Source organism: Alphaproteobacteria bacterium, assembly GCA_019635875.1.
Lineage (GTDB): Bacteria > Pseudomonadota > Alphaproteobacteria > Reyranellales > Reyranellaceae > JAFAZJ01.
In genome coordinates, this window is the sequence record JAHBYP010000003.1 from 140,059 (window position 1) to 158,391 (window position 18,333).

An 18,333-nucleotide genomic window follows, 5' to 3' on the forward strand; every position below is an offset into this window, starting at 1 on the left:
CGGATGGCGCAGCCGGATCCGACTTCGTCATCCCACCTGATCCAGCCGGTCATCCTGTCCGGCGGATCCGGCACGCGGCTGTGGCCGCTGTCGCGCGAGGCCTACCCCAAGCAGTTCCTGCCGCTCTCCGGCGAGCGATCGCTGCTGCAGCAAACGGTGCTGCGCGTCGCCGATCCGCAGCGCTTCATGCCGCCGGTGATCGTCTGCAACGCCGAGCACCGCTTCCTGGTCGCCGAGCAATTGCGCGCCGTCGGTGTCACGCCGGCCGCCATCGTGCTCGAGCCGGCGGCGCGCAACACCGCGCCGGCCGTGGCGATCGGCGCCATGATGGCCACCGCCGGCGGGCCCAACCGGCCGCTTCTCGTACTGCCTTCCGATTCGCTGATCCGCCGTCCCGAGGCCTTCCAGGCGGCGATCGCCCAGGCCACGCCGGCGGCGGTGCATGGCGGCTTCGTCACCTTCGGCATCGCGCCGACATCGCCGGAGACCGGCTACGGCTACATCAAGATCGGCGCGGCGCTGCCGCACGCACCGGGCTGCCACGTCGTCGAGCGCTTCATCGAGAAGCCCGACCTCGAGCGCGCCCGGCAATTCCTCGCCGACGGCGGCTATGCCTGGAACGGCGGCACCTTCCTGCTGCGCGCCGATCTCTATCTCGGCGAGCTCGGCGAGTTCGAGCCGGCCATCGCCGAGGCCTGCGTCGCCGCCTTCAGGGGCGCCACGCGCGACCTCGACTTCATCCGGCTGGACGCCGAGGCCTTCGGCCGCTCGCCTTCGAAGTCGATCGACTACGCGGTGATGGAGCGCACCCGGCGCGCCGTGACCGTGCCGGTCGACATGGGCTGGAGCGATATCGGCTCGTGGGCGGCGCTGCACGAGCAGTCGCCGCAAGACGCGCAGGGCAACGCGCTGGTCGGCGACGTGCTGGCCGAGGACACCAGGGGCAGCTACGTGCGCGCCGAGCACGGCGTGATGGTCGCGACGCTCGGCGTCGAGGACCTGATCGTCGTCGCCACCGGCGACGTGGTGATGGTGACGCGGCGCGACCGGGCGCAGGACGTCAAGAAGCTGGTCGAGCGCGTGAGGGCCAGCGGCCGCTCAGAGGCGACGATCCACACCAGGGTGTTCCGTCCCTGGGGCTACTACGAAACCGTCGACATCGGCGAGCGCCACCAGGTCAAGCACATCCAGGTGCTGCCCGGCCGCTCGCTCAGTTTGCAGAAGCACAACAAGCGCGCCGAGCACTGGGTGGTGGTGCGCGGCGTGGCGCGCGTCACCCGCGGCAACGACGTCTTCGACCTCAACGAGAACGAATCGACCTTCATTCCGCTCGGCATCCGCCATCGCCTGGAGAACACCGGCAGCGAGCCCTTGCACCTGATCGAGGTGCAGTCCGGCTCCTATCTCGGCGAGGACGACATCGAGCGCTTCGAGGACAAGTACGGCCGCGCGTGAGCCTCTCTCTGTCATTCCGAGCAGCGAGGAATCTCGTGAAGACCCTGGATCCCTCGCTCCGCTCGGGATGACAAGCCAGTCATGTCGCCGATCCGCATCCCCTCCGCCGCCGACGAGGCCGCCCTGCTGGCGCTCAACAACGCGCATGCCGCCGAGCTCTCCGAGCTCGATGCGCGCGAGCTCAGCCGCCTGCTGGCAATCGCCCTGGCCGCGCGCGTGATCGGCGACGCCGAGGCCTTCCTGCTGACCTTCGACCAGGCCGCCGACTACCACAGTCCCAACTTCCTGTGGTTCCGCCGGCGCTACGAGCGCTTCGCCTATGTCGACCGCATCGTCGTCGCGCCGACGGCGCGCCGCGGCGGTCACGCGCGACGCCTCTACGAGGAGTTCTTCGCCATCGCCCGGGTCGCGGGCCACCAACGGGTCTGCTGCGAGGTCAACAGCGATCCGCCCAACCCGGTCTCCGATGCCTTCCATGCACGGCTGGGCTTCACCGTCTGCGGCGAAGCCCACCTCCCCGACCGCGGCAAGAGTGTACGATATCTGACTCGCGCGCTGTGAGTTCCCTTCTCCCCGCGCAGGCGGGGAGAAGGTGCCGAGCGCAGCGAGGCGGATGAGGGGCTTCTCGCGCAACGACTCCATCGTGGTTGTCGAAACGCCGTGAAGCCCCTCATCCGCCCTTCGGGCACCTTCTCCCCGCCTTCGCGGGGAGAAGGAAAGGGAGGAGACAATGAAGATCACACGCGTCGAGGCGTTCCAGGTCGCGTGGAATGCCAACGACCGGCCGCAGCAGCGCAGCGCCTTCGTGCTGGTGCATACCGACGAGGGCATCACCGGAATCGGCGAGGCCTCGCCGATGCAGGGCGGCCGCGCCTCGCTCGGCATGATCCGCGACGACATCGCGCCGATGCTGATCGGCCAGGACCCGCTCGACCACGCCGTGCTGCTCGACCAGGCGATGCACACCCTGGTGAAGCTCGGGCCGGAAGGCGCGCTGACCGGCGCGCTGGCCGCTCTCGACATCGCGCTGTGGGACATCAAGGGCAAGCGCACCGGCCTGCCGATCCACAAGCTGATCGGCGGCGCGTGGCGGACGGCGATCCCCTTCTACGCCTCGATCGGCGGCAATGGCGATCGCAGCGTCGACGAGGTCTGCAAGGTCGTCGAGCAGCGGCTGAAGGATCAGCCTGCCGCAGTGAAGATCCGATTCGACAACACGCGCACGTCGCTCGATGCCGACATTCCCGGCGACATCGAGAAGGCCCGCGCCGTGCGCAGGCTGGTGGGCGACGGCTTCCCGTTGGCCTTCGACGCCAACAACGGCTACTCGATCGGCGGCGCGATACGGGTGGGCCGCGCCCTGGAAGAGCTCGGCTACTGGTGGTTCGAGGAGCCGGTGCAGCACTACCACGTCAAGGCGATGGGCGAGGTCGCGCAGCGCCTCGACATCACGGTCTCGGCCGGCGAGCAGACCTACACGCTCGCCGCGCTCGCCGACCTGATCGATTCAGGCGTGCGCATGGTGCAGCCCGACATCGTCAAGATGGGCGGCATCACCGGCCTGCTGCGCTGCGCCGCGCTGGCCCATGCGCACGGCGTCGAGCTGGTGCCGCACCAGACGCAGCCGACCATCGGCCATGTCGCCAACCTGCACGTGGTGGCCGCGCTGCTGCAGGGCACGAAGCCGGCCGAATGGAACGACCCGTCGACACGCACCCACGCGGTGTTCGAGAACCCGCCGGTGCCGGTGAACGGGCTGTTCAAGCTGTCGGACGAACCCGGTCTCGGCCTGCGCCTCAATGACGCCGAGCTGGCAAGGCGGCGGGTCGATTAAATCGCCGTCGTCCTGTCGACCTCGTCATCCTGAGCGAAGCGAAGGATCTGGCGGTATCGCGATCACACACCGGCGGGGCGGCCGTTCATGTCACCGCAAGGTCCTTCGCTTCGCTCAGGACGACGGGACGAATTGCGGGCGACGCCCATCAGTTCCCCCGCTCACCGTAGGGCACGCCGGTCGTCAGCAGGTGGTCGAAATATGCGATGGTCTTCTTCAGGCCCTCGTCGAGCCTGATCTTCGGCTGCCACTTCAGCGCCTTGCGCGCCAGGCGGATGTCGGGCTTGCGCTGCAGCGGGTCGTCGACCGGCAGCGGCTTGCGGATCAGCTTCGACCTGGAGTTGGTGTGCTTGATCACCTTCTCGGCCAGCTCGCGGATGGTGAACTCGCCGGGATTGCCGAGATTGACCGGGCCGGTCACCGAGTTCGGCGCGTTCATCAGGCGGATGAAGCCCTCGATCAGGTCGTCGACGTAGCAGAACGAGCGCGTCTGCTTGCCGTCGCCGTACAGGGTGATCGGCTGGCCCTTGAGCGCCTGGACGATGAAGTTCGACACCACGCGCCCGTCGTTGGGATGCATGCGCGGGCCGTAGGTGTTGAAGATGCGCGCGACGCGGATGTTGACCTTGTGCTGGCGATAGTAGTCGAAGAACAAGGTCTCGGCGCAACGCTTGCCCTCGTCGTAGCAGGCGCGCGGGCCGATCGTATTGACGCTGCCGCGATAGCTCTCGGGCTGCGGATGGACCTCGGGGTCGCCGTAGACCTCGCTGGTCGAGGCCTGGAAGATCTTGGCCCGCGTGCGCTTGGCCAGCCCCAGCATGTTGATGGCGCCATGCACGCTGGTCTTGGTCGTCTGCACCGGATCGTGCTGGTAGTGCACCGGCGAGGCCGGGCAGGCGAGATTGTAGATCTCGTCGACTTCGACATAGAGCGGGAACGTGATGTCGTGGCGGATCACCTCGAAATGCTTGTGATCGAGCAGCGGCACGATGTTGCGCTTGGTGCCGGTGAAGTAGTTGTCGACGCACAGCACGTCGTGGCCCTGCGCCAGCAGGCGCTCGCACAGATGCGAGCCGAGGAAACCGGCGCCGCCGGTCACCAGGATACGTTTCGGCATGGGAAGCTCAGTCCTTCGGACGGGATCGTTGAGGGGGTCTGGTCGTTGGTTGTCGGTGGTGGAGCCTATTGCGCGGCGACGCGCACCCAGGCGGGCGCGCCGGTGCAGATGAAACGGCGGCTCTCGCCCTCGAGCACGACGGCGGTCAGCACGCCGCTGGCGAAGGCGCCGGTATCGACGCCGATGCGGTTGGGCCGCACCTCGGGCTGGTCGACCGGCGTATGGCCGTGCACGACGACCTTGCCGTGGTCGAGCGCGCTGTCGAGGAAGGTGTCGCGGATCCACAGCAGGTCTTCCTGCCGCTGCGCCGAAAGCGGCACGCCGGGGCGCACGCCGGCATGGACGAACATGTAGTCGCCGGCCTCGACCGAGGTCTTGAGCGCGCGCAGGAAGGCGACGTGGCTCGCCGGCATGTTCTCGATCATCTGCTGGCGCATGTCCTCCCAGCGCGCCAGCCCGATGATCCCGGGCCTGGCGCGCACGCCGTAGCTCAGCAAGGTCGCCTCGCCGCCGTAGCTCGACCAGCTCGGGCCGATCGCCGGATCGTCGAGGAACTTCAGCAGCGCCTCGTCGTGGTTGCCCATCAGCCGGACGCTCTCGAAGCCGGGCAGCGGATCGGACATCAGGCAGTCGATGACCTCGCGGCTGCAGGGCCCGCGGTCGACATAGTCGCCGAGATAGATCAGCACGTTGCTGCCGTCGTGCGGATGGCGGGTGGCGTCCTCGAGGATGTCGCTGTGCAACGCCGCCAGCAGGTCGAGGCGGCCGTGGATGTCGCCGATGGCGTATACGCGATAGCCCCCCGGCACGGCCGCGCGTCGCGCCCGCGCCGGTTGCGTCTTCCTCCCGCCGCCGAACCATTTGCCGAACATTGCGCGCACAGTATCCCGATTCGGCCAATTTTTCCACGGAAGACTTCGCGTCAAACGCCTGTCAGGCCTAGAGAATCATCCGAATCCGACCGGAATTGCTGTAGCATGCGCGGCCAGCCCGCCAAAGGGGAGGAACGGGGTGCAACCCAGGATCATCGCCGACATCGTGCGCAAGCACGCCGCCGAGCGGCCGCAGGAGATCGCCGTCGTCTTCGAGGACGTGCCGACGAGCTATGGCGAGCTCGACCGGCGGGCCAGCCAGGTCGCCAACGGCCTGATCGCCGCGCGGCTCAAACCGCAGGCGCGCGTGGCGCATCTCGACAAGAGCAACGGCGTGTTCTTCGAGCTGCTCTACGGCTGCGCGAAGTCGAACACGGTGATGGTCTCGGTGAACTGGCGGCTGGCGGCACCGGAGATCGCCCATATCGTCAACGACGCCGAGGCCGAGATCCTGTTCGTCGGCGAGGAATACTTTGCGGTCGTCGAGAAGATCCGCGACGAGCTCAAGACCGTGCGCACGATCGTCGCCTTCAGCGGCGCGCACCCCGCATTCGAGTCCTTCGCGCGCTGGCGTGATCGCCAATCGCCCACCGATCCGACGCTGCCGATCGATCCCGACGACGTGGCGGTGCAGTTCTACACGTCGGGCACCACCGGCCTGCCCAAGGGCGCGCAGATCACCAACGCCAACCTGCTCGAGCTGCTGCCGACCTGGACGCCGACCTGGCACATGGGCCCGGGCGTCGCCAACATCATCGTCCTGCCGATGTTCCATATCGGCGGCGCCGGCTGGGCGCTGGCCGGCACCTACGCCGGCTGCACCAACTACGTGATGCGCGAGGTCGTGCCGCTGCAGATCCTGCGGATGATCGAGCAGCGGCGCATCGAGGTGCTGCTGCTGGTGCCGGCGATCATCCTGTTCCTGGTGCAGACGCCGCAGATCCACGAGACCGATCTGTCGTCGCTGAAGATCATCATCTATGGCGCAGCCCCGATCCCGGCCGAGCTGCTGCGCCAGGCATTGAAGATCTTCCCCTGCGGCTTCCAGCAGGTCTATGGCGCGACCGAGACCACCGGCGCGATCACCCTGCTGCCGCCCGAGGATCACGATCCCGACGACCCCAAGAAGCTGCTGTCCTGCGGCTACGCTCAGAAGAACGTCGAGCTGCGCATCGTCGGCGACGACGGCAAGGATTGCGCGCCCAACCAGGTGGGCGAGATCGCCGTGCGCTCGCGCCAGATCATGAAGGGCTACTGGAAGCTGCCCGAGGCCACGGCGCGCTCGATGCGCGATGGCTGGTATTTCACCGGCGACGCCGGCTATCTCGACGAGAAGGGCTATCTCTACATCTACGACCGGGTGAAGGACATGGTGGTGTCGGGCGGCGAGAACATCTATCCCGCCGAGGTCGAGAGCGCGCTGTTCGGCCACCCCGCCATCGCCGACGTCGCGGTGATCGGCGTGCCCGACGATCGCTGGGGCGAGGCGGTCAAGGCGATCGTGGTCAAGAAGCCCGGCGCCGAGGTCACGCCCGCCGAGCTGATCGCCTGGGCGCGCGAACGCATCGCCGGCTACAAGCTGCCGAAATCGGTCGACTTCGTCGAAACCCTGCCGCGCAACCCCACCGGCAAGATCCTCAAGCGCGAGCTGCGCGAGCCGTACTGGCGCGGCAAGGAACGGCGGGTCAATTGAGCATCAGGGCGCTGATCTTCGATTTCGACGGCACCATCCTCGACACCGAGACGCCCGAGTTCGAGTCGTGGCGGCTGGAATACGCCGTGTTCGGCGTCGAGATGCCGATGGACCTGTGGGTCCAGCTGATCGGCAGCAACACGCAGGGTGTCTTCGATCCCTATGCCTGGCTCGAGGGCAAGATCGGCAGGGGTCTGGATCGCGAGACGCTGCGGGTGCGCCGCCGCGCGGTGATGATGGACCTGATCGCCGCCGAGCGGCCGCGGCCGGGCATCGAGGACTGGATGGCCGGCGCCCGCCGGCGCGACCTGGGCCTGGCGATCGCCTCGACATCGCGCCGGCCCTGGGTCGAGCAGCACCTGAGCGCCATGGGCCTGCTCGAACACTTCGACCATCTCGCCACCGGCGATCTGGTCGAGCATGCCAAGCCGGCGCCCGATCTCTATCTGCTGGCGGCGCAGAAGCTCGGTGTCGCGCCGCACGAGGCGATCGCCATCGAGGATTCGCGCAACGGCGTCGCCGCCGCCAAGGCCGCCGGCATGTTCACCATCGCCGTGCCCAACGCCATGACGGCGGGACTCGATCTGTCGGCCGCCGATCTGCGGGTCGACAGCCTCGCCGCGCTCGAGCTTGGCGAGGCTATCCGGCTGGCAAGCGGTCGGATGTCGTCCTGAGCGGCAGCGAAGGACCTTGTGGTGGCGCTGTCGGACACAGCGCGGCCGTGTGTCCGCGGTACCACTGGATCCTTCGCTGCGCTCAGGATGACGGGTGAGTCAGGCCGGCACGCCGAGGAAGCTGCGGTCGAGCTTCATGCTCTCGGCGGCGCCCTTCTCCGCCTCGAGCGCGGCGGCGAAGGCCTTGTCGGTGAGCATGCGGCGGAAATGCGCTGCAAGCTTCGGGTAGCGCGCCTTGTCGATCTCGTAGCCGAGGTAGTGGAAGTTCACCAGGTTCGAGGCGATGGCGATGTCGGCGATCGACAGCTGGCCGCCGGCAAAGTAGTCGCCGGCGAGCGCGCCGTCGAGATAGGCCAGCTTCACCGGTGCCACGTCGTCGATGATGGTGGCGACGGCCGCATTGTCGGTCGGCTCCTTCAGGATGCCCGGGCGGATCACCTTGTTGAAGAACAGGCCGTGCACCACGTCGCGGAAGAGCGTGCCGTCGGCGTATTCCTCGAACCACAGCGCCTGGGCATGGGCCTTGGCGTCCTGCGGATGGATCGACGGCGCCGGATGGACGCGCTCGAGATAGGCGCAGATCACGGTAGAATCGGCCAGCCTGAAGCCGTCGATATCGGCCACCGGGATCTTGCCGGTGGGGCTGAGCTCGGCCCAGTTCGCCGGCGGGTTGAAAGGCACGACGGGCTCGACGCGGAATTGCAGGCCCTTGAGCAGAGCGGTGACGATCACCTTGCGGGTGTGCACCGAGACGGGGACGCCGTAGATGGTCAGCATGGTTCTATCCTCTTTCGCCCCCGGAGTTGCGCAGGGACGCGTGTCCCCGTTCCGGGAGCGGGGGCGCTCCCGGTCGAATGCTTTCTGTCGCTGTGTCGCGGCTTCTAGCCGGTGCGCTCCACCGGGAACTGGATCTCGACCACCATGTCGCCGCCCTGGAACGGCGGCTCGAGGAACACCTCGCGGCAGGGCCCGCAGATGCTCAAGCCGTTGGCCTCGATCCATTGGCCGAGCGCTCCGAAGGCGCGATGGCTGTCGAGATCGGCGTCGCGGCGCACGATCGCGGCCATCGACGGCACGGCTGGCAACTCACCGAGGCTGAGCGCGCGGCCGTCGGCCAGCGCCACGCGGCGATTGATGGCGCGCGTCAGGCTGAAGCCGATCTCCAGGTCGAGCCGCTCGTCGTCGAAGTCGGAATGCGCCAGCACGGTGAGCCTGTCGCGCGACGCTTCGGGCACGCGCGCGCTCACCTCGCGCAAGGTGGCGATCACCGGGTCGAGGCCGGCGAACTGCGCGCGGATGGCGAGGAAGGGCTGCGCCGCCACCGGCTTGAGCAGGACATCGAAGCTGCGACTGCCGTCACCCTCGTCGATCTGGCGCAGGCGGGCCTCGATGCGCCGCAGCCGCTCCTCGCCCTCGCGCAGCTCGGCCTCGACCTCGGCCTTCTTCAGCGCCAGCATGCGGCGGATTTCGTCGGTCGAGATGTCGTCGTCGACGAAGCGCGCGATCTGGTCGAGCGCCAGGCCGAGATCCTTCAGCGCCAGGATGCGGTTGAGCCGCGGCAGCTGGGCGGCGCTGTAGAAGCGGTAGCCGGTCTGCGGGTCGATGCGCTGCGGGTGCAGCAGCCCCAGCCCGTCGTAGTAGCGCAGCAGGCGCGCCGAGACGCGCGCGATCTGCGAGAACTCGCCGATCCTGAACATCGCGGGAACGCCTCCAGCCGTTGAGCCGGAGGCGACCTTGCGGCTTGACGCTACGTCAAGGTCAAGCGGGTTTTTCGGCCCCTACTCCGCCGCGATCTGGACCGGCGGCGTGGTCTCGCTGCGCACCCGCGTATATTCCTCGTCGGACATCGCCACCATCTGCTTGTAGCGCGCCTCGGGGTAGATCATGTGCGGCTTGGCCGGATCGATGGCCGGCTGCGGCAGCGGCTTGCCGCTGTCGTTGCGGTAGGAGGCGGGCTGCTTGAAGCGCGCCAGCTCGGCCTCGCTGATGCCGGCCAGGCGCACCACCTCGGGATCGATCCAGGCGCGCGCGTCGATCGCAGCGGCCGAGGTCGACAGCTCGAGGCTGAGGTTCTCGGGTCCGGCGAAGTAGATCGACTTGCAGAAGCCGTGGTCGATCGGGCCGAAGACGATGATGCCGCGCGAGCGGATGCGGTCGCGCATCGCCAGCAGCTCGGCGTCGTCCTTCACGTTCAGCGCCAGGTGCTGCATCACGCCCGGCGCGCAGGGCGCGCCGGCATTGCCGGAATGGGTGACGCCGATCTCTGGCTTGACCTTGGCGATGTCGGGCGACTGCACGAAGGCAATCGAGCAGGTGTCGTTGAGCTTCACGAAGCCGTGCCAGGCGCCCTTCACGCCGTGCATCCAGTAGAGCGCCACCAGCTCGGTGCCCAGCACGTCGCTGAAGAAGGCGATCTGCGTCTTGATGTCGGCGGTGGTGACCGCGAGGTGATGCAATCCGTCGGGTTTGGTCATGGTTTCGTCCTCCCGCTGGGTTGCCGCCATGGTGCGCCCGTCGCCCGTGGCGGTCCAGTAGGCACTGATCCGTGACCGGATTGTGTTGAACATGTCCGCAGTTGTGCCCGATCGCCGCGGCGCTATGGTGCGCCGATCCCGGCGAGGAACCCGTATGTCCTCCTACGAAGCCTATCTCGACAGCGTCGGCCGCGACGCCATGGACCGCTGCACGACCTGCGGCAAATGCGTCGAGGCCTGCCCGACGGCCGCCGAGATCGGCCTGGACCGTACCGCCTCGGTGCGGATCGTCGGGGAACTGAAGGCGGTCACGGCGGGCACCGCCTATCCCGAGACCGCCGGCAGGTGGATCGAGGCGTGCAACGGCAGCGCCCAGTGCACCGCCGCCTGCCCTGAGCAGATCAACGTGCGGCAATGGATGTCGGTGGCGCGCATCAAGAAGCGCACCGGCACGGTGCCGGAGAGCGAGCGGCGCAGCATCGGCGCGCAGAAATACCGCAACATGGCGCACGCCATGCGCCTGCTCGCCAGCATGCAGATTCCCTCGGCGACGATGAAGCGCATCACCGCGCGCGGCGAAGGGCGCAACTGCGAGCTGGTGTTCTATACCGGCTGCAACGTGCTGCGCACGCCGCACATCGTGTTCAACATCATGGACATCCTCGACACGCTGTCGGTGAAATACGACGTGATGGGCGGCGCCGCCAATTGCTGCGGCATCTACCAGTTCAACGAGGGCGACACCAGGACGCACGAGCGCATCGCCGGGCGCACCTACGAGAGCTTCGGCCAGACCGGCGCGACCAAGGTGCTGACCTGGTGCCCGACCTGCCAGAAGCAGTTCTCCGAGACCCGCCACGAGGCGGCGCCGCGCGATTTCGGCATCGGCCACGTCACCGGCTTCCTCGCCGACAACATCGAGCGCATGCGGCCCCATTTCGTCGACCTGCCCAGGCGCCGCGCGGTGCTGCACGAGCACGATTCGCTGGCCGGGGTCACCGGCAACGTGCGCCGGCTGATGGCGGCGATCCCCAATCTCGAGGTGGTCGAGATCCCGCAGCATCGCGACTGGTCCTACACCTGCCAGGCCGGCAAGGTTTGGCCGGGCAAGGTGGCGCAGATCCACCAGGCGGTGGCCGAAGGCGCCGCCTCGGTGGGCGCGGACCTGCTGGTGACGACCTATCATTCCTGCCACCGCCAGCTCGCCGGGGCTGAGGCACACCATCCGTTCAAGGTGATGAACTTCACCGACCTCGTGGCCGAGGCGCTGGGCAAGGGCGGCCGGCACGACTGGTTCAAGCAGTACAAGCTGGGCGGCGACATGCAGCAGGCGGTCGAGCTGGCGCGCGGCTACCTGGCGCAGAACGGCGTCGAGCTGCGCGAGGAGGACGTCGCCACGCTGACCGCCGAGGTCTTCGGCGAGAACGGCTTCAGCGGCGATCGCACCGCCTTCGAGGGCGCGCTGCGCGACCTCGTGGCGCCGTAGTCTTTTCTTCCCCCCTCTCCCCGCTTGCGGGGAGAGGGAGCAACGGGAAAATCGTCCGGCGAAACGCGGCCATCGACGGCCCGCGCTCGCGGCGATAAACAGGCGGCCAGCCGAGGAACCGCCTGATGACCGACCTGCCCGCCAATCTCACGCCCGTGCGGCCCAACCACGTCTTCGACGAGGCGGCCCTGGCCGCCTTCATGAAGGACAAGGTCGAGGGCTACAAGGGACCGCTGCGCGTGCTGCAGTTCGAGGGCGGCCAGTCGAACCCCACCTTCCATCTCACCGATGGCGGCGGGCGCGAATACGTCATGCGCAAGAAGCCGCCGGGCAAGCTGCTGCCCTCGGCGCACCAGGTCGACCGCGAGTACCGCGTGATCAAGGCCTTGGGCGAGAACACCGACGTGCCGGTGCCCAGGGCCTATGCGCTGTGCCAGGACGCCAACGTCATCGGCGTCGATTTCTACATCATGGAATTCAAGCCCGGCCGCGTGCTCGACGATCCGATGATGCCCGGCATCTCGCCGGCCGACCGCGGCAGGATCTTCGACTCGATGAACGACGTGCTCGCGCGCATCCACAACGTCGACTACAAGGCGATCGGGCTCGGCGACTACGGCCGCGAGGGCCAGTACATCCAGCGTCAGATCGGACGCTGGACACAGCTTTACGATCTCGCCCAGACCGAGCACATCGAGTCGATGGAGAACCTCAAGAAGTGGCTGCCGGGCAACATCCCGGAAGGCGACGAGACGCGCATCAACCACGGCGACTACCGCCTGGGCAACACCATCGTGCATCCCACCGAGCCGCGCATCGTCGCCGTGCTCGACTGGGAGCTGTCGACTCTCGGGCACCCGCTGGCCGACCTCGGCTACAACTGCATGACCTATCACTTCGGCAAGGGCTTCGGCGCCTCGAGCGGCTATGCCGGCCAGGACCTCAGGGCGCTGGGCATTCCCGAGGAGAAGGACTACATCGCGCTCTACGCCAAGCGCACCGGCCGCGACGGCATCCCGCACTGGGACTTCTATCTCGCCTTCTCGCTGTTTCGCCTCGCCGGCATCGTGCAGGGCGTCTACAAGCGCGGGCTGGACGGCAACGCCTCCTCGACCACCGCGACCAAATACGGCAACCGCGCCCGCAATATGGCCGACATGGCGTGGGATCTGGTGAAGCACAGGGCGTAACTGCCTCTCTCCCGCCCCTCCCCCTCCTCGTCATTCCGAGCGAAGCGAGGAATCTTCCGCAAGTTGCGCACGAGGGCTGAACGATGCGCGGTGGCGCCTACGTCTACATTCTGGTCAACCGGCACAAGACAGTGATGTACGTAAGCATCACGCGGAACGTCGAACGTCGACTTGTCGAGCATCGCTCGAAGACACTCGGTGGCTTCACCACGAAATACAACGTCGATCGCCTGGTGCTTGTTGAGGAGTATCCGACTGCCCCCGAAGCGATCGCGCGCGAGAAGCAGATCAAGGGTTGGAGTCGCGCGAAGAAGGATGCGCTTGTCTCGGCATCGAATCCTGAGTGGAGCGATCTGGCACCCGATCTGTGGCCGGGAGATTCCTCGCTACGCTCGGAATGACGAGAGGGCGGGTCGCAGCCGGCCGGCGCGCATCATCAGCCAGACGACGATGGCGACGTTGAGCACGTTCCAGGCCACGCCGTTGGCGAAGGCGGCCATGTAGGAGCCGGTGACGTCGAAGATCACGCCCGAGAGCCAGCCGCCGGCGGCCATGCCGAAGATGCTGGCCATCAGGATCGCGCCGACCCGCTGGCCGGCCTCGCTGGGCGGAAAGTACTCGCGCACGATCATCGTGTAGCTCGGCACGATGCCGCCCTGCACCAGGCCGAACAGCGCGGTGACGACGTAGAGCGACCAGGGCCCGTCGAACACGAGATAGAACGACAATGCGATACCCTGCAGGGTCGAGCCCAGCAGCAGCGTATAGAGCCCGCCCAGCCGGTCGGCGATGAAGCCCGACGCGATGCGGCTGACGATGCCCAGGCCGAGCATCACCGACAGCATCTGCGCGCCCAGCGCCACGCCGTAGCCGAGATCCTTGCAGTAGGCGACGATATGGACCTGCGGCATCGACATTGCGACGCAGCACGCGAACGACGCGAAGGCCAGCAATGCCTGCAGGCCGCCGAGCGACAGGCCGAGATTGTTGCGACCCCCGGCAATCGGCGTCGGCATGACCATCGCCGATCGCGGCGGCTTGCGGCGCAGCATCAGCACCAGCGGCAGCATCGCGCAGATGCTGAAGATGCCGATGTAGAGATGCGTCTGGCGCCAGCCGATGGTCTCGACATAGTGCTGGATGACGTTGGGCCAGAAGGCGCCGGCCAGATAGTTGCCCGAAGCGGCGAGCGCCACGGCGATGCCGCGCCGCCTGGTGAAGAAATGCGAGATGTCGGCCATCAGCGGCCCGAAGGTCGTCGAGCTGCCCAGCATGCCGATCATCACGCCGTGCACGATGGCGAACTGCCACAGCGTCTCGGCCTGGCTGGAGACGATGTAACCCAGGCCGAGCGACAGCGCGCTGCACAGCATCGGCCAGACGATGCCGAAGCGGTCGGCCATGCGGCCCATCAGCAGGCCGCCGAAGGCGAAGCCAACCATGGTCAGGGTATAGGGCAGCGAGGCGCCGCCGCGCGCGGCCTGGAACTCGGCCTGCACCGTTGGCAGCACGACGACCACTGACCACATGCCGACGCCGCCCAGCGCGCCGAGCGCGACGCAGGCTACCAGCCGCCACCATGCATACACGGAATCGACCTCGGCCGCGTCCGCACCCACGCCTACCACGCATTCCCTCCGTTGATTGGCCGGCACCCTATCATTGCCCGCCGCCCTGCCCGCCCGTCAGATGCGCAGAGCGGACAATCGAATTGTGCCGATCACGGCGGGACATCTGATGGCGGCCCAGCCACGCGTGACACAGCGTCCACTGTCATCCCGAGCACAGCGAGGAAGCCAGGCTGGCCTGGATCCCTCGCTGTGCTCGGGATGACAAGGAAGATCAGGTCGCGACGGCGTTGGTCCAGGGATCGTAGCTGCCGAAGCTCCACAGATGTCCCTCCGGATCGCGGCAGGAATAGTTTCGGCCGCCGTACTCCTGGTCCTGCGGCTCCAGCACGATGCGCGCCCCGGCCCCCTTGGCGCGCGCGCAATGCGCGTCGACGTCGCGCACGACGATGTAGATGCTCTGCGTATTGGCGCCGCCGACCATGCCGGGCACGGCCATGTGCTTGCCGAACGCGTCGTCGTTGGGGCTGGCCAGCATGATCATCGCCCTGCCGCTGGTGAGCTGGGCATGGACGATCCTGCCCGGCTCGCCCGGCACGACCAGGTGCTCCTCGAAGCCGAAGGCCTCCTTCAGCCATCTGATCGCCGCCGGCGCGTCGCGGTAGCGCAGCGAGGGCACGAGGTGGAGTCCGGTGATCGTCGCGTCGCTCATGCGCCTCCTCCCTTCGTCGTCGGCGTCAGGATGTCGAACATCAGCGGAAAATCGTCGAGCATGGAGAACAGCTCGTCCAGCATCCCGGCGTCCCCCTGCACCTTCAATCCGCCGTTTTCCAGGCATTGCGTGACGGTCGATTGCCTGACCATCAGGGAGTCGAGCACAGGCCGGGTCGTCGTCACGACCAGCGTCGCGTCGGCCGCCGGACCCGGCATGTGCGTGAGCGTCGAGTTCTCGAGATTGAGCACCAGCGACTGGCCGGTATCGCTGAACCGCCAATCGATGACGAAGCGATGGCCGGCCGCGCGGTCGGCGTTCAGTCGCACGCCCATGAAGTCGAAGAACGTCTCGGTCGTGATGGCGCGGATCAGGTCGGGGCTGAGGATGCTGCGGGGGTTGAGCTGCAGCGGACCCATGCGCAGCTCGCGTGCGCCGAACAGGTAGGCGTTGCGCCAGGTCGCCGACTCGGCCTGGTAGCCGAGCTGCTCCAATGCATCGGCGCAGAGCTCGCGTGCCGCGCGGTTGGCAGGATCGGCGAACACCACCTGGTTCATCACCTGTGCCACCCAGCGGAACTCGCCTTTGGCGAAATCGGCCCGCGCCCGCGCGATCACCGCGTCGGCGCCGCCCATGTACTCGACCAGCTTGCGCGCGCCGGGCACCGGCGGCAGCGGGTTGAGGTTCGACGGGTTGCCGTCGTACCAGCTGAGATAGCGCTGGAAGACGGCCTTGGCGTTGTGGCTGACTGTCCCGTAGTAGCCGCGCACCGTCCAGTCGCGCTGCAGCTCTCTGGGCAGCTGCAGCGTCTCGGCGATCTCCGCCGGGCGCAGGCCGAGATTGGCCATGCGCAGCGCCTGGTCGTGGATGTGCTTGTAGAGGTCGCGCTGGCGGGCGAGGAAGCGCATGACCTTCGCACGGCCCCAGGTCGGCCAGTGATGCTGGGCGATCAGCGCCTCGGTGCGATCGCCGTACATGCGCATCGCCTCGGCGATGTAGCGCGACCACAGCCGTGTGTCGCGCGCCACCGCGCCGCGCAACGGGATGAAATTGTGCAGCAGCGGCGTGGCGTTCTCGGCCATGTTCAGCACGGCGAACTGCGGGAAGAACATGTGCATCTCGGCCGGCGCCTCGCTCCCCGGTGCGAGCTGGAACTCGATCTCGACGCCGTCGATCGTGCGTCGCTCGGTCTTCTGCACGATCAAGTCGTTGGGCGGGATCAGCGTCACCTGGCCGCGGGCGATGTTCTTGCCCAGCCCGGCATCGACCTGGCCGCGCTCGCCCGGCAGCAGCAGCGGGCCGAACTGGAACATCGCCCGGCGCGTCATCGCCACGCCGGCCAGCACGTTCTCGCCACCGACCGCCTCCATGAAGCCGTCGGGCGCGATGACCTTCACGCGGCCGGCCCTGGCGTCCTCCTCCGTCGCCACGCCCTTGGCGCCACCATAGTGATCGACATGGCTGTGGGTGTAGATCACCGCGTGCACCGGCCGCTGCGGGCGATGCTGGAAATAAAGGTCGAGACCGCAACGGGACACCTCGGCCGTGCCCAGCGGATCGATCAGGATCAGCCCGGTATCGCCCTCGACGATCGTCATGTTGGCGAGGTCGACGCCGCGGATCTGGAAGACGCGGTCGACCACCTTGAACAGGCCGTTGTTCATGTTGAGCTGGGCGTTGCGCCACAGGCTGGGATTGACCGTCGGCGGCGCCTCGCGGCCGTTGAGGAAGCCGTAGGCGCCGAGGTTCCACATCACCGAGCCCGCAGGCGTGCGCACCACGCCCTCCGGCAGCGCCGCGATCAGCCCACGCGCCGCCTCGACATAGTCCTCGCGATCCTCGAACGGCAGGACGTCAAGCATGGCCCGGTTGGCGGCCGCGGTCGCGGGCTCGGCATCCTTCGGCTCGGTCGGCGGCACGTCGGCCATGAATTGTCCCCCTCCTGCGCTTCGCCTCAGCTTACACCGATTGTGCGGTGACAAGATTGGCGATGGACGCGGCGCGCGAAGCGACGGCATCTCACGGACATGTCCACGAGTGCCCTCACCGTCGACGAGACTTCGCGCGGCTACGCCGGCTGGAAGACCGTCTTCGCCTGCTTCCTGCTGGCGGTCGCCGCCTGGGGCTTCGGCTTCTACGGCCACACGGTCTATCTCGCCGAGTTGCGCAAGCTCTACGACTGGCCGACCTCGCTGATCTCGACCGCGACCACCGCCTATTACCTGTTCGGCGGCGTGATCGTGATCTGGGTCAGCGACGCGGTGCGCCGCTTCGGCCCGCGCAACGTGGCGCTGGTCGGGCTGGTGACGCTGAGCGGCTCGGGCGCCCTTCTGGCGCTGGTGCGCGAGCCGTGGCAGCTCTACGGCGCCTTCCTGCTGATGTCCTTCGGCTGGGCCGGCTCCAGCATCGCCATCATCAACAACATCCTCGGCCTGTGGTTCAGCGCGCGGCGCGGCATGGCGATCAGCTTCGCGCTCAATGGCGCCAGCGTCGCCGGCATCGTCTTCGCGCCGGCGCTGGTGGCGCTGATCGGCGTCTTCGACTTCGCCACGGCGATGACCGTGGCGGCGATCGCCACCCTGCTGATTGTCGGACCGGCGATCCTGCTGTGGGTCGACTGGCCGCCACATCGTGCCCATGCCACCGCTGCCTCGCCCGCCCCGTCGGGCACCTGGACCCGTCCGCGTGCCTTGCGCAGCCTGCAGTTCTGGACCGTGGCCGCGCCCTTCGCGCTGGCGCTGGTGGCCCAGGTCGGCTTCCTCGTGCACCTCATCGCCTTCCTCGAGCCGACGATCGGCCGCTACCTCTCCGGCGTGGCCCTGTCGCTGGCCTCGATCTGCGCCGTGATCGGCCGGGTGGGAATGGGCTTCTTCATCGACCGGCTCAACCAGCGCCTGGTCACCGCGATGTCGCTGGCCAGCCAGGCGGCGGCGTTGTTCCTGATGATCCACACGTCGGACACCGTGGCGCTGATCGCGCTCGCCTCGCTGTTCGGGCTGTCGGTCGGCAACCTGATCACCCTGCCCTCGCTGATCGTGCAGCGCGAGTTCGAGGCCGCCTCCTTCGGCATGCTGATGGCGCTTTCCGCGGCCATCAACCAATTCACCTACGCCTTCGGGCCGGCGCTGCTGGGCGTGGTCAAGGACTTCGCCGGCGGCTATCCGGCGGCGCTGGGCGTCTGCATCGGCTGCCAGCTCGTGGCCATCGCCATCATCCTGTCCCGGCGCTCGCCGCCCCAGCCGCTGGCGTGATAGGACT

17 protein-coding genes are annotated in these 18,333 nt (G+C 67.7%); 9 read left to right on the forward strand and 8 right to left on the reverse strand.

Annotated features, from left to right (window positions below):
* Positions 1 to 3: 3 nt before the first annotated feature.
* The 3 genes from KF889_11975 to KF889_11985 all read left to right on the forward strand — a co-directional run bounded on the left by KF889_11975 (position 4) and on the right by KF889_11985 (position 3,289).
* Positions 4 to 1,455: a mannose-1-phosphate guanylyltransferase/mannose-6-phosphate isomerase gene (locus KF889_11975; protein ID MBX3500154.1), complete on the forward strand. Its 1,452-nt coding sequence runs from the start codon at positions 4 to 6 to the stop codon at positions 1,453 to 1,455.
* An 81-nt stretch (positions 1,456 to 1,536) separates the two neighbouring features.
* Positions 1,537 to 2,016, forward strand: coding sequence for a GNAT family N-acetyltransferase (locus KF889_11980; protein MBX3500155.1), 480 nt, complete (start codon positions 1,537 to 1,539; stop codon positions 2,014 to 2,016).
* Positions 2,017 to 2,185: 169 nt separating this feature from the next.
* A complete protein-coding gene (locus tag KF889_11985) occupies positions 2,186 to 3,289 on the forward strand; it encodes a mandelate racemase/muconate lactonizing enzyme family protein (GenBank protein ID MBX3500156.1) in 1,104 nt (367 codons plus the stop codon).
* A gap of 148 nt (positions 3,290 to 3,437) precedes the next feature.
* Here KF889_11985 and KF889_11990 read toward each other — a convergent pair whose 3' ends face one another.
* A complete protein-coding gene (locus KF889_11990) occupies positions 3,438 to 4,406 on the reverse strand; it encodes an SDR family oxidoreductase (GenBank protein MBX3500157.1) in 969 nt (322 codons plus the stop codon).
* Positions 4,407 to 4,471: 65 nt separating this feature from the next.
* Positions 4,472 to 5,278, reverse strand: a complete 807-nt coding sequence (locus KF889_11995; protein ID MBX3500158.1) for a serine/threonine protein phosphatase — start codon at positions 5,276 to 5,278, stop codon at positions 4,472 to 4,474.
* 139 nt (positions 5,279 to 5,417) lie between these two features.
* Here KF889_11995 and KF889_12000 point away from each other — a divergent pair, with 139 nt between their 5' ends.
* Positions 5,418 to 6,971 carry a fatty acid--CoA ligase gene (locus tag KF889_12000; protein ID MBX3500159.1) on the forward strand — a complete coding sequence of 518 codons (1,554 nt, stop codon included), beginning with the start codon at positions 5,418 to 5,420 and terminating at the stop codon, positions 6,969 to 6,971.
* Positions 6,972 to 6,973: 2 nt separating this feature from the next.
* Positions 6,974 to 7,645 (forward strand): HAD family hydrolase, encoded by a 672-nt coding sequence (locus tag KF889_12005; GenBank protein MBX3500160.1) that lies wholly within the window; start codon positions 6,974 to 6,976, stop codon positions 7,643 to 7,645.
* Between the two features lie 99 nt (positions 7,646 to 7,744).
* On the opposite strand, the gene KF889_12010 is transcribed toward KF889_12005, so the two are convergent.
* The 3 genes from KF889_12010 to KF889_12020 form a co-directional block, all read right to left on the reverse strand.
* Complete coding sequence (locus KF889_12010) at positions 7,745 to 8,422, reverse strand: glutathione S-transferase family protein (protein ID MBX3500161.1); 678 nt, start codon at positions 8,420 to 8,422, stop codon at positions 7,745 to 7,747.
* A gap of 104 nt (positions 8,423 to 8,526) precedes the next feature.
* Positions 8,527 to 9,342, reverse strand: a complete 816-nt coding sequence (locus KF889_12015; protein ID MBX3500162.1) for a MerR family transcriptional regulator — start codon at positions 9,340 to 9,342, stop codon at positions 8,527 to 8,529.
* A gap of 81 nt (positions 9,343 to 9,423) precedes the next feature.
* The gene (locus KF889_12020) at positions 9,424 to 10,119 is read right to left on the reverse strand and encodes a VOC family protein (GenBank protein ID MBX3500163.1); all 696 of its coding nucleotides are present in this window, start codon (positions 10,117 to 10,119) and stop codon (positions 9,424 to 9,426) included.
* A 154-nt stretch (positions 10,120 to 10,273) separates the two neighbouring features.
* Between KF889_12020 and KF889_12025 the strand changes: the two genes are divergently transcribed.
* From KF889_12025 to KF889_12035, 3 genes are all read left to right on the forward strand, one after another.
* A complete protein-coding gene (locus KF889_12025) occupies positions 10,274 to 11,605 on the forward strand; it encodes a (Fe-S)-binding protein (protein ID MBX3500164.1) in 1,332 nt (443 codons plus the stop codon).
* A 125-nt stretch (positions 11,606 to 11,730) separates the two neighbouring features.
* Positions 11,731 to 12,795, forward strand: coding sequence for a phosphotransferase (locus KF889_12030; protein MBX3500165.1), 1,065 nt, complete (start codon positions 11,731 to 11,733; stop codon positions 12,793 to 12,795).
* Positions 12,796 to 12,878: 83 nt separating this feature from the next.
* Positions 12,879 to 13,196, forward strand: a complete 318-nt coding sequence (locus KF889_12035; GenBank protein ID MBX3500166.1) for a GIY-YIG nuclease family protein — start codon at positions 12,879 to 12,881, stop codon at positions 13,194 to 13,196.
* Here KF889_12035 and KF889_12040 read toward each other — a convergent pair.
* The 3 genes from KF889_12040 to KF889_12050 all read right to left on the reverse strand — a co-directional run bounded on the left by KF889_12040 (position 13,182) and on the right by KF889_12050 (position 17,003).
* Positions 13,182 to 14,324, reverse strand: a complete 1,143-nt coding sequence (locus tag KF889_12040) for an MFS transporter (protein MBX3500167.1) — start codon at positions 14,322 to 14,324, stop codon at positions 13,182 to 13,184. The two genes, KF889_12035 and KF889_12040, sit on opposite strands and share 15 nt — an antisense overlap.
* A gap of 313 nt (positions 14,325 to 14,637) precedes the next feature.
* On the reverse strand, positions 14,638 to 15,075 hold the full coding sequence (locus tag KF889_12045) for a VOC family protein (GenBank protein ID MBX3500168.1): 438 nt from the start codon (positions 15,073 to 15,075) through the stop codon (positions 14,638 to 14,640).
* Positions 15,072 to 17,003 (reverse strand): MBL fold metallo-hydrolase, encoded by a 1,932-nt coding sequence (locus KF889_12050; GenBank protein ID MBX3500169.1) that lies wholly within the window; start codon positions 17,001 to 17,003, stop codon positions 15,072 to 15,074. Before KF889_12050 ends, KF889_12045 begins: the two co-directional genes overlap by 4 nt.
* A 99-nt stretch (positions 17,004 to 17,102) precedes the next feature.
* Between KF889_12050 and KF889_12055 the strand changes: the two genes are divergently transcribed.
* Complete coding sequence (locus KF889_12055) at positions 17,103 to 18,326, forward strand: MFS transporter (GenBank protein ID MBX3500170.1); 1,224 nt, start codon at positions 17,103 to 17,105, stop codon at positions 18,324 to 18,326.
* Positions 18,327 to 18,333 lie beyond the last annotated feature (7 nt).

Excerpts from the sequence above, each read along its gene's own strand:
- KF889_12015 (MBX3500162.1), bottom strand. The coding sequence starts at position 9,342 with ATGTTCAGGATCGGCGAGTTCTCGCAGATCGCGCGCGTCTCGGCGCGC.
- KF889_12030 (MBX3500165.1), top strand. The coding sequence starts at position 11,731 with ATGACCGACCTGCCCGCCAATCTCACGCCCGTGCGGCCCAACCACGTC.
- KF889_11985 (MBX3500156.1), top strand. The coding sequence starts at position 2,186 with ATGAAGATCACACGCGTCGAGGCGTTCCAGGTCGCGTGGAATGCCAAC.
- KF889_11990 (MBX3500157.1), bottom strand. The coding sequence starts at position 4,406 with ATGCCGAAACGTATCCTGGTGACCGGCGGCGCCGGTTTCCTCGGCTCG.
- KF889_12040 (MBX3500167.1), bottom strand. The coding sequence starts at position 14,324 with ATGTGGTCAGTGGTCGTCGTGCTGCCAACGGTGCAGGCCGAGTTCCAG.
- KF889_12010 (MBX3500161.1), bottom strand. The coding sequence starts at position 8,422 with ATGCTGACCATCTACGGCGTCCCCGTCTCGGTGCACACCCGCAAGGTG.
- KF889_12020 (MBX3500163.1), bottom strand. The coding sequence starts at position 10,119 with ATGACCAAACCCGACGGATTGCATCACCTCGCGGTCACCACCGCCGAC.
- KF889_12025 (MBX3500164.1), top strand. The coding sequence starts at position 10,274 with ATGTCCTCCTACGAAGCCTATCTCGACAGCGTCGGCCGCGACGCCATG.
- KF889_12050 (MBX3500169.1), bottom strand. The coding sequence starts at position 17,003 with ATGGCCGACGTGCCGCCGACCGAGCCGAAGGATGCCGAGCCCGCGACC.
- KF889_12045 (MBX3500168.1), bottom strand. The coding sequence starts at position 15,075 with ATGAGCGACGCGACGATCACCGGACTCCACCTCGTGCCCTCGCTGCGC.
- KF889_11975 (MBX3500154.1), top strand. The coding sequence starts at position 4 with ATGGCGCAGCCGGATCCGACTTCGTCATCCCACCTGATCCAGCCGGTC.
- KF889_12055 (MBX3500170.1), top strand. The coding sequence starts at position 17,103 with ATGTCCACGAGTGCCCTCACCGTCGACGAGACTTCGCGCGGCTACGCC.
- KF889_11995 (MBX3500158.1), bottom strand. The coding sequence starts at position 5,278 with ATGTTCGGCAAATGGTTCGGCGGCGGGAGGAAGACGCAACCGGCGCGG.
- KF889_12035 (MBX3500166.1), top strand. The coding sequence starts at position 12,879 with ATGCGCGGTGGCGCCTACGTCTACATTCTGGTCAACCGGCACAAGACA.
- KF889_11980 (MBX3500155.1), top strand. The coding sequence starts at position 1,537 with ATGTCGCCGATCCGCATCCCCTCCGCCGCCGACGAGGCCGCCCTGCTG.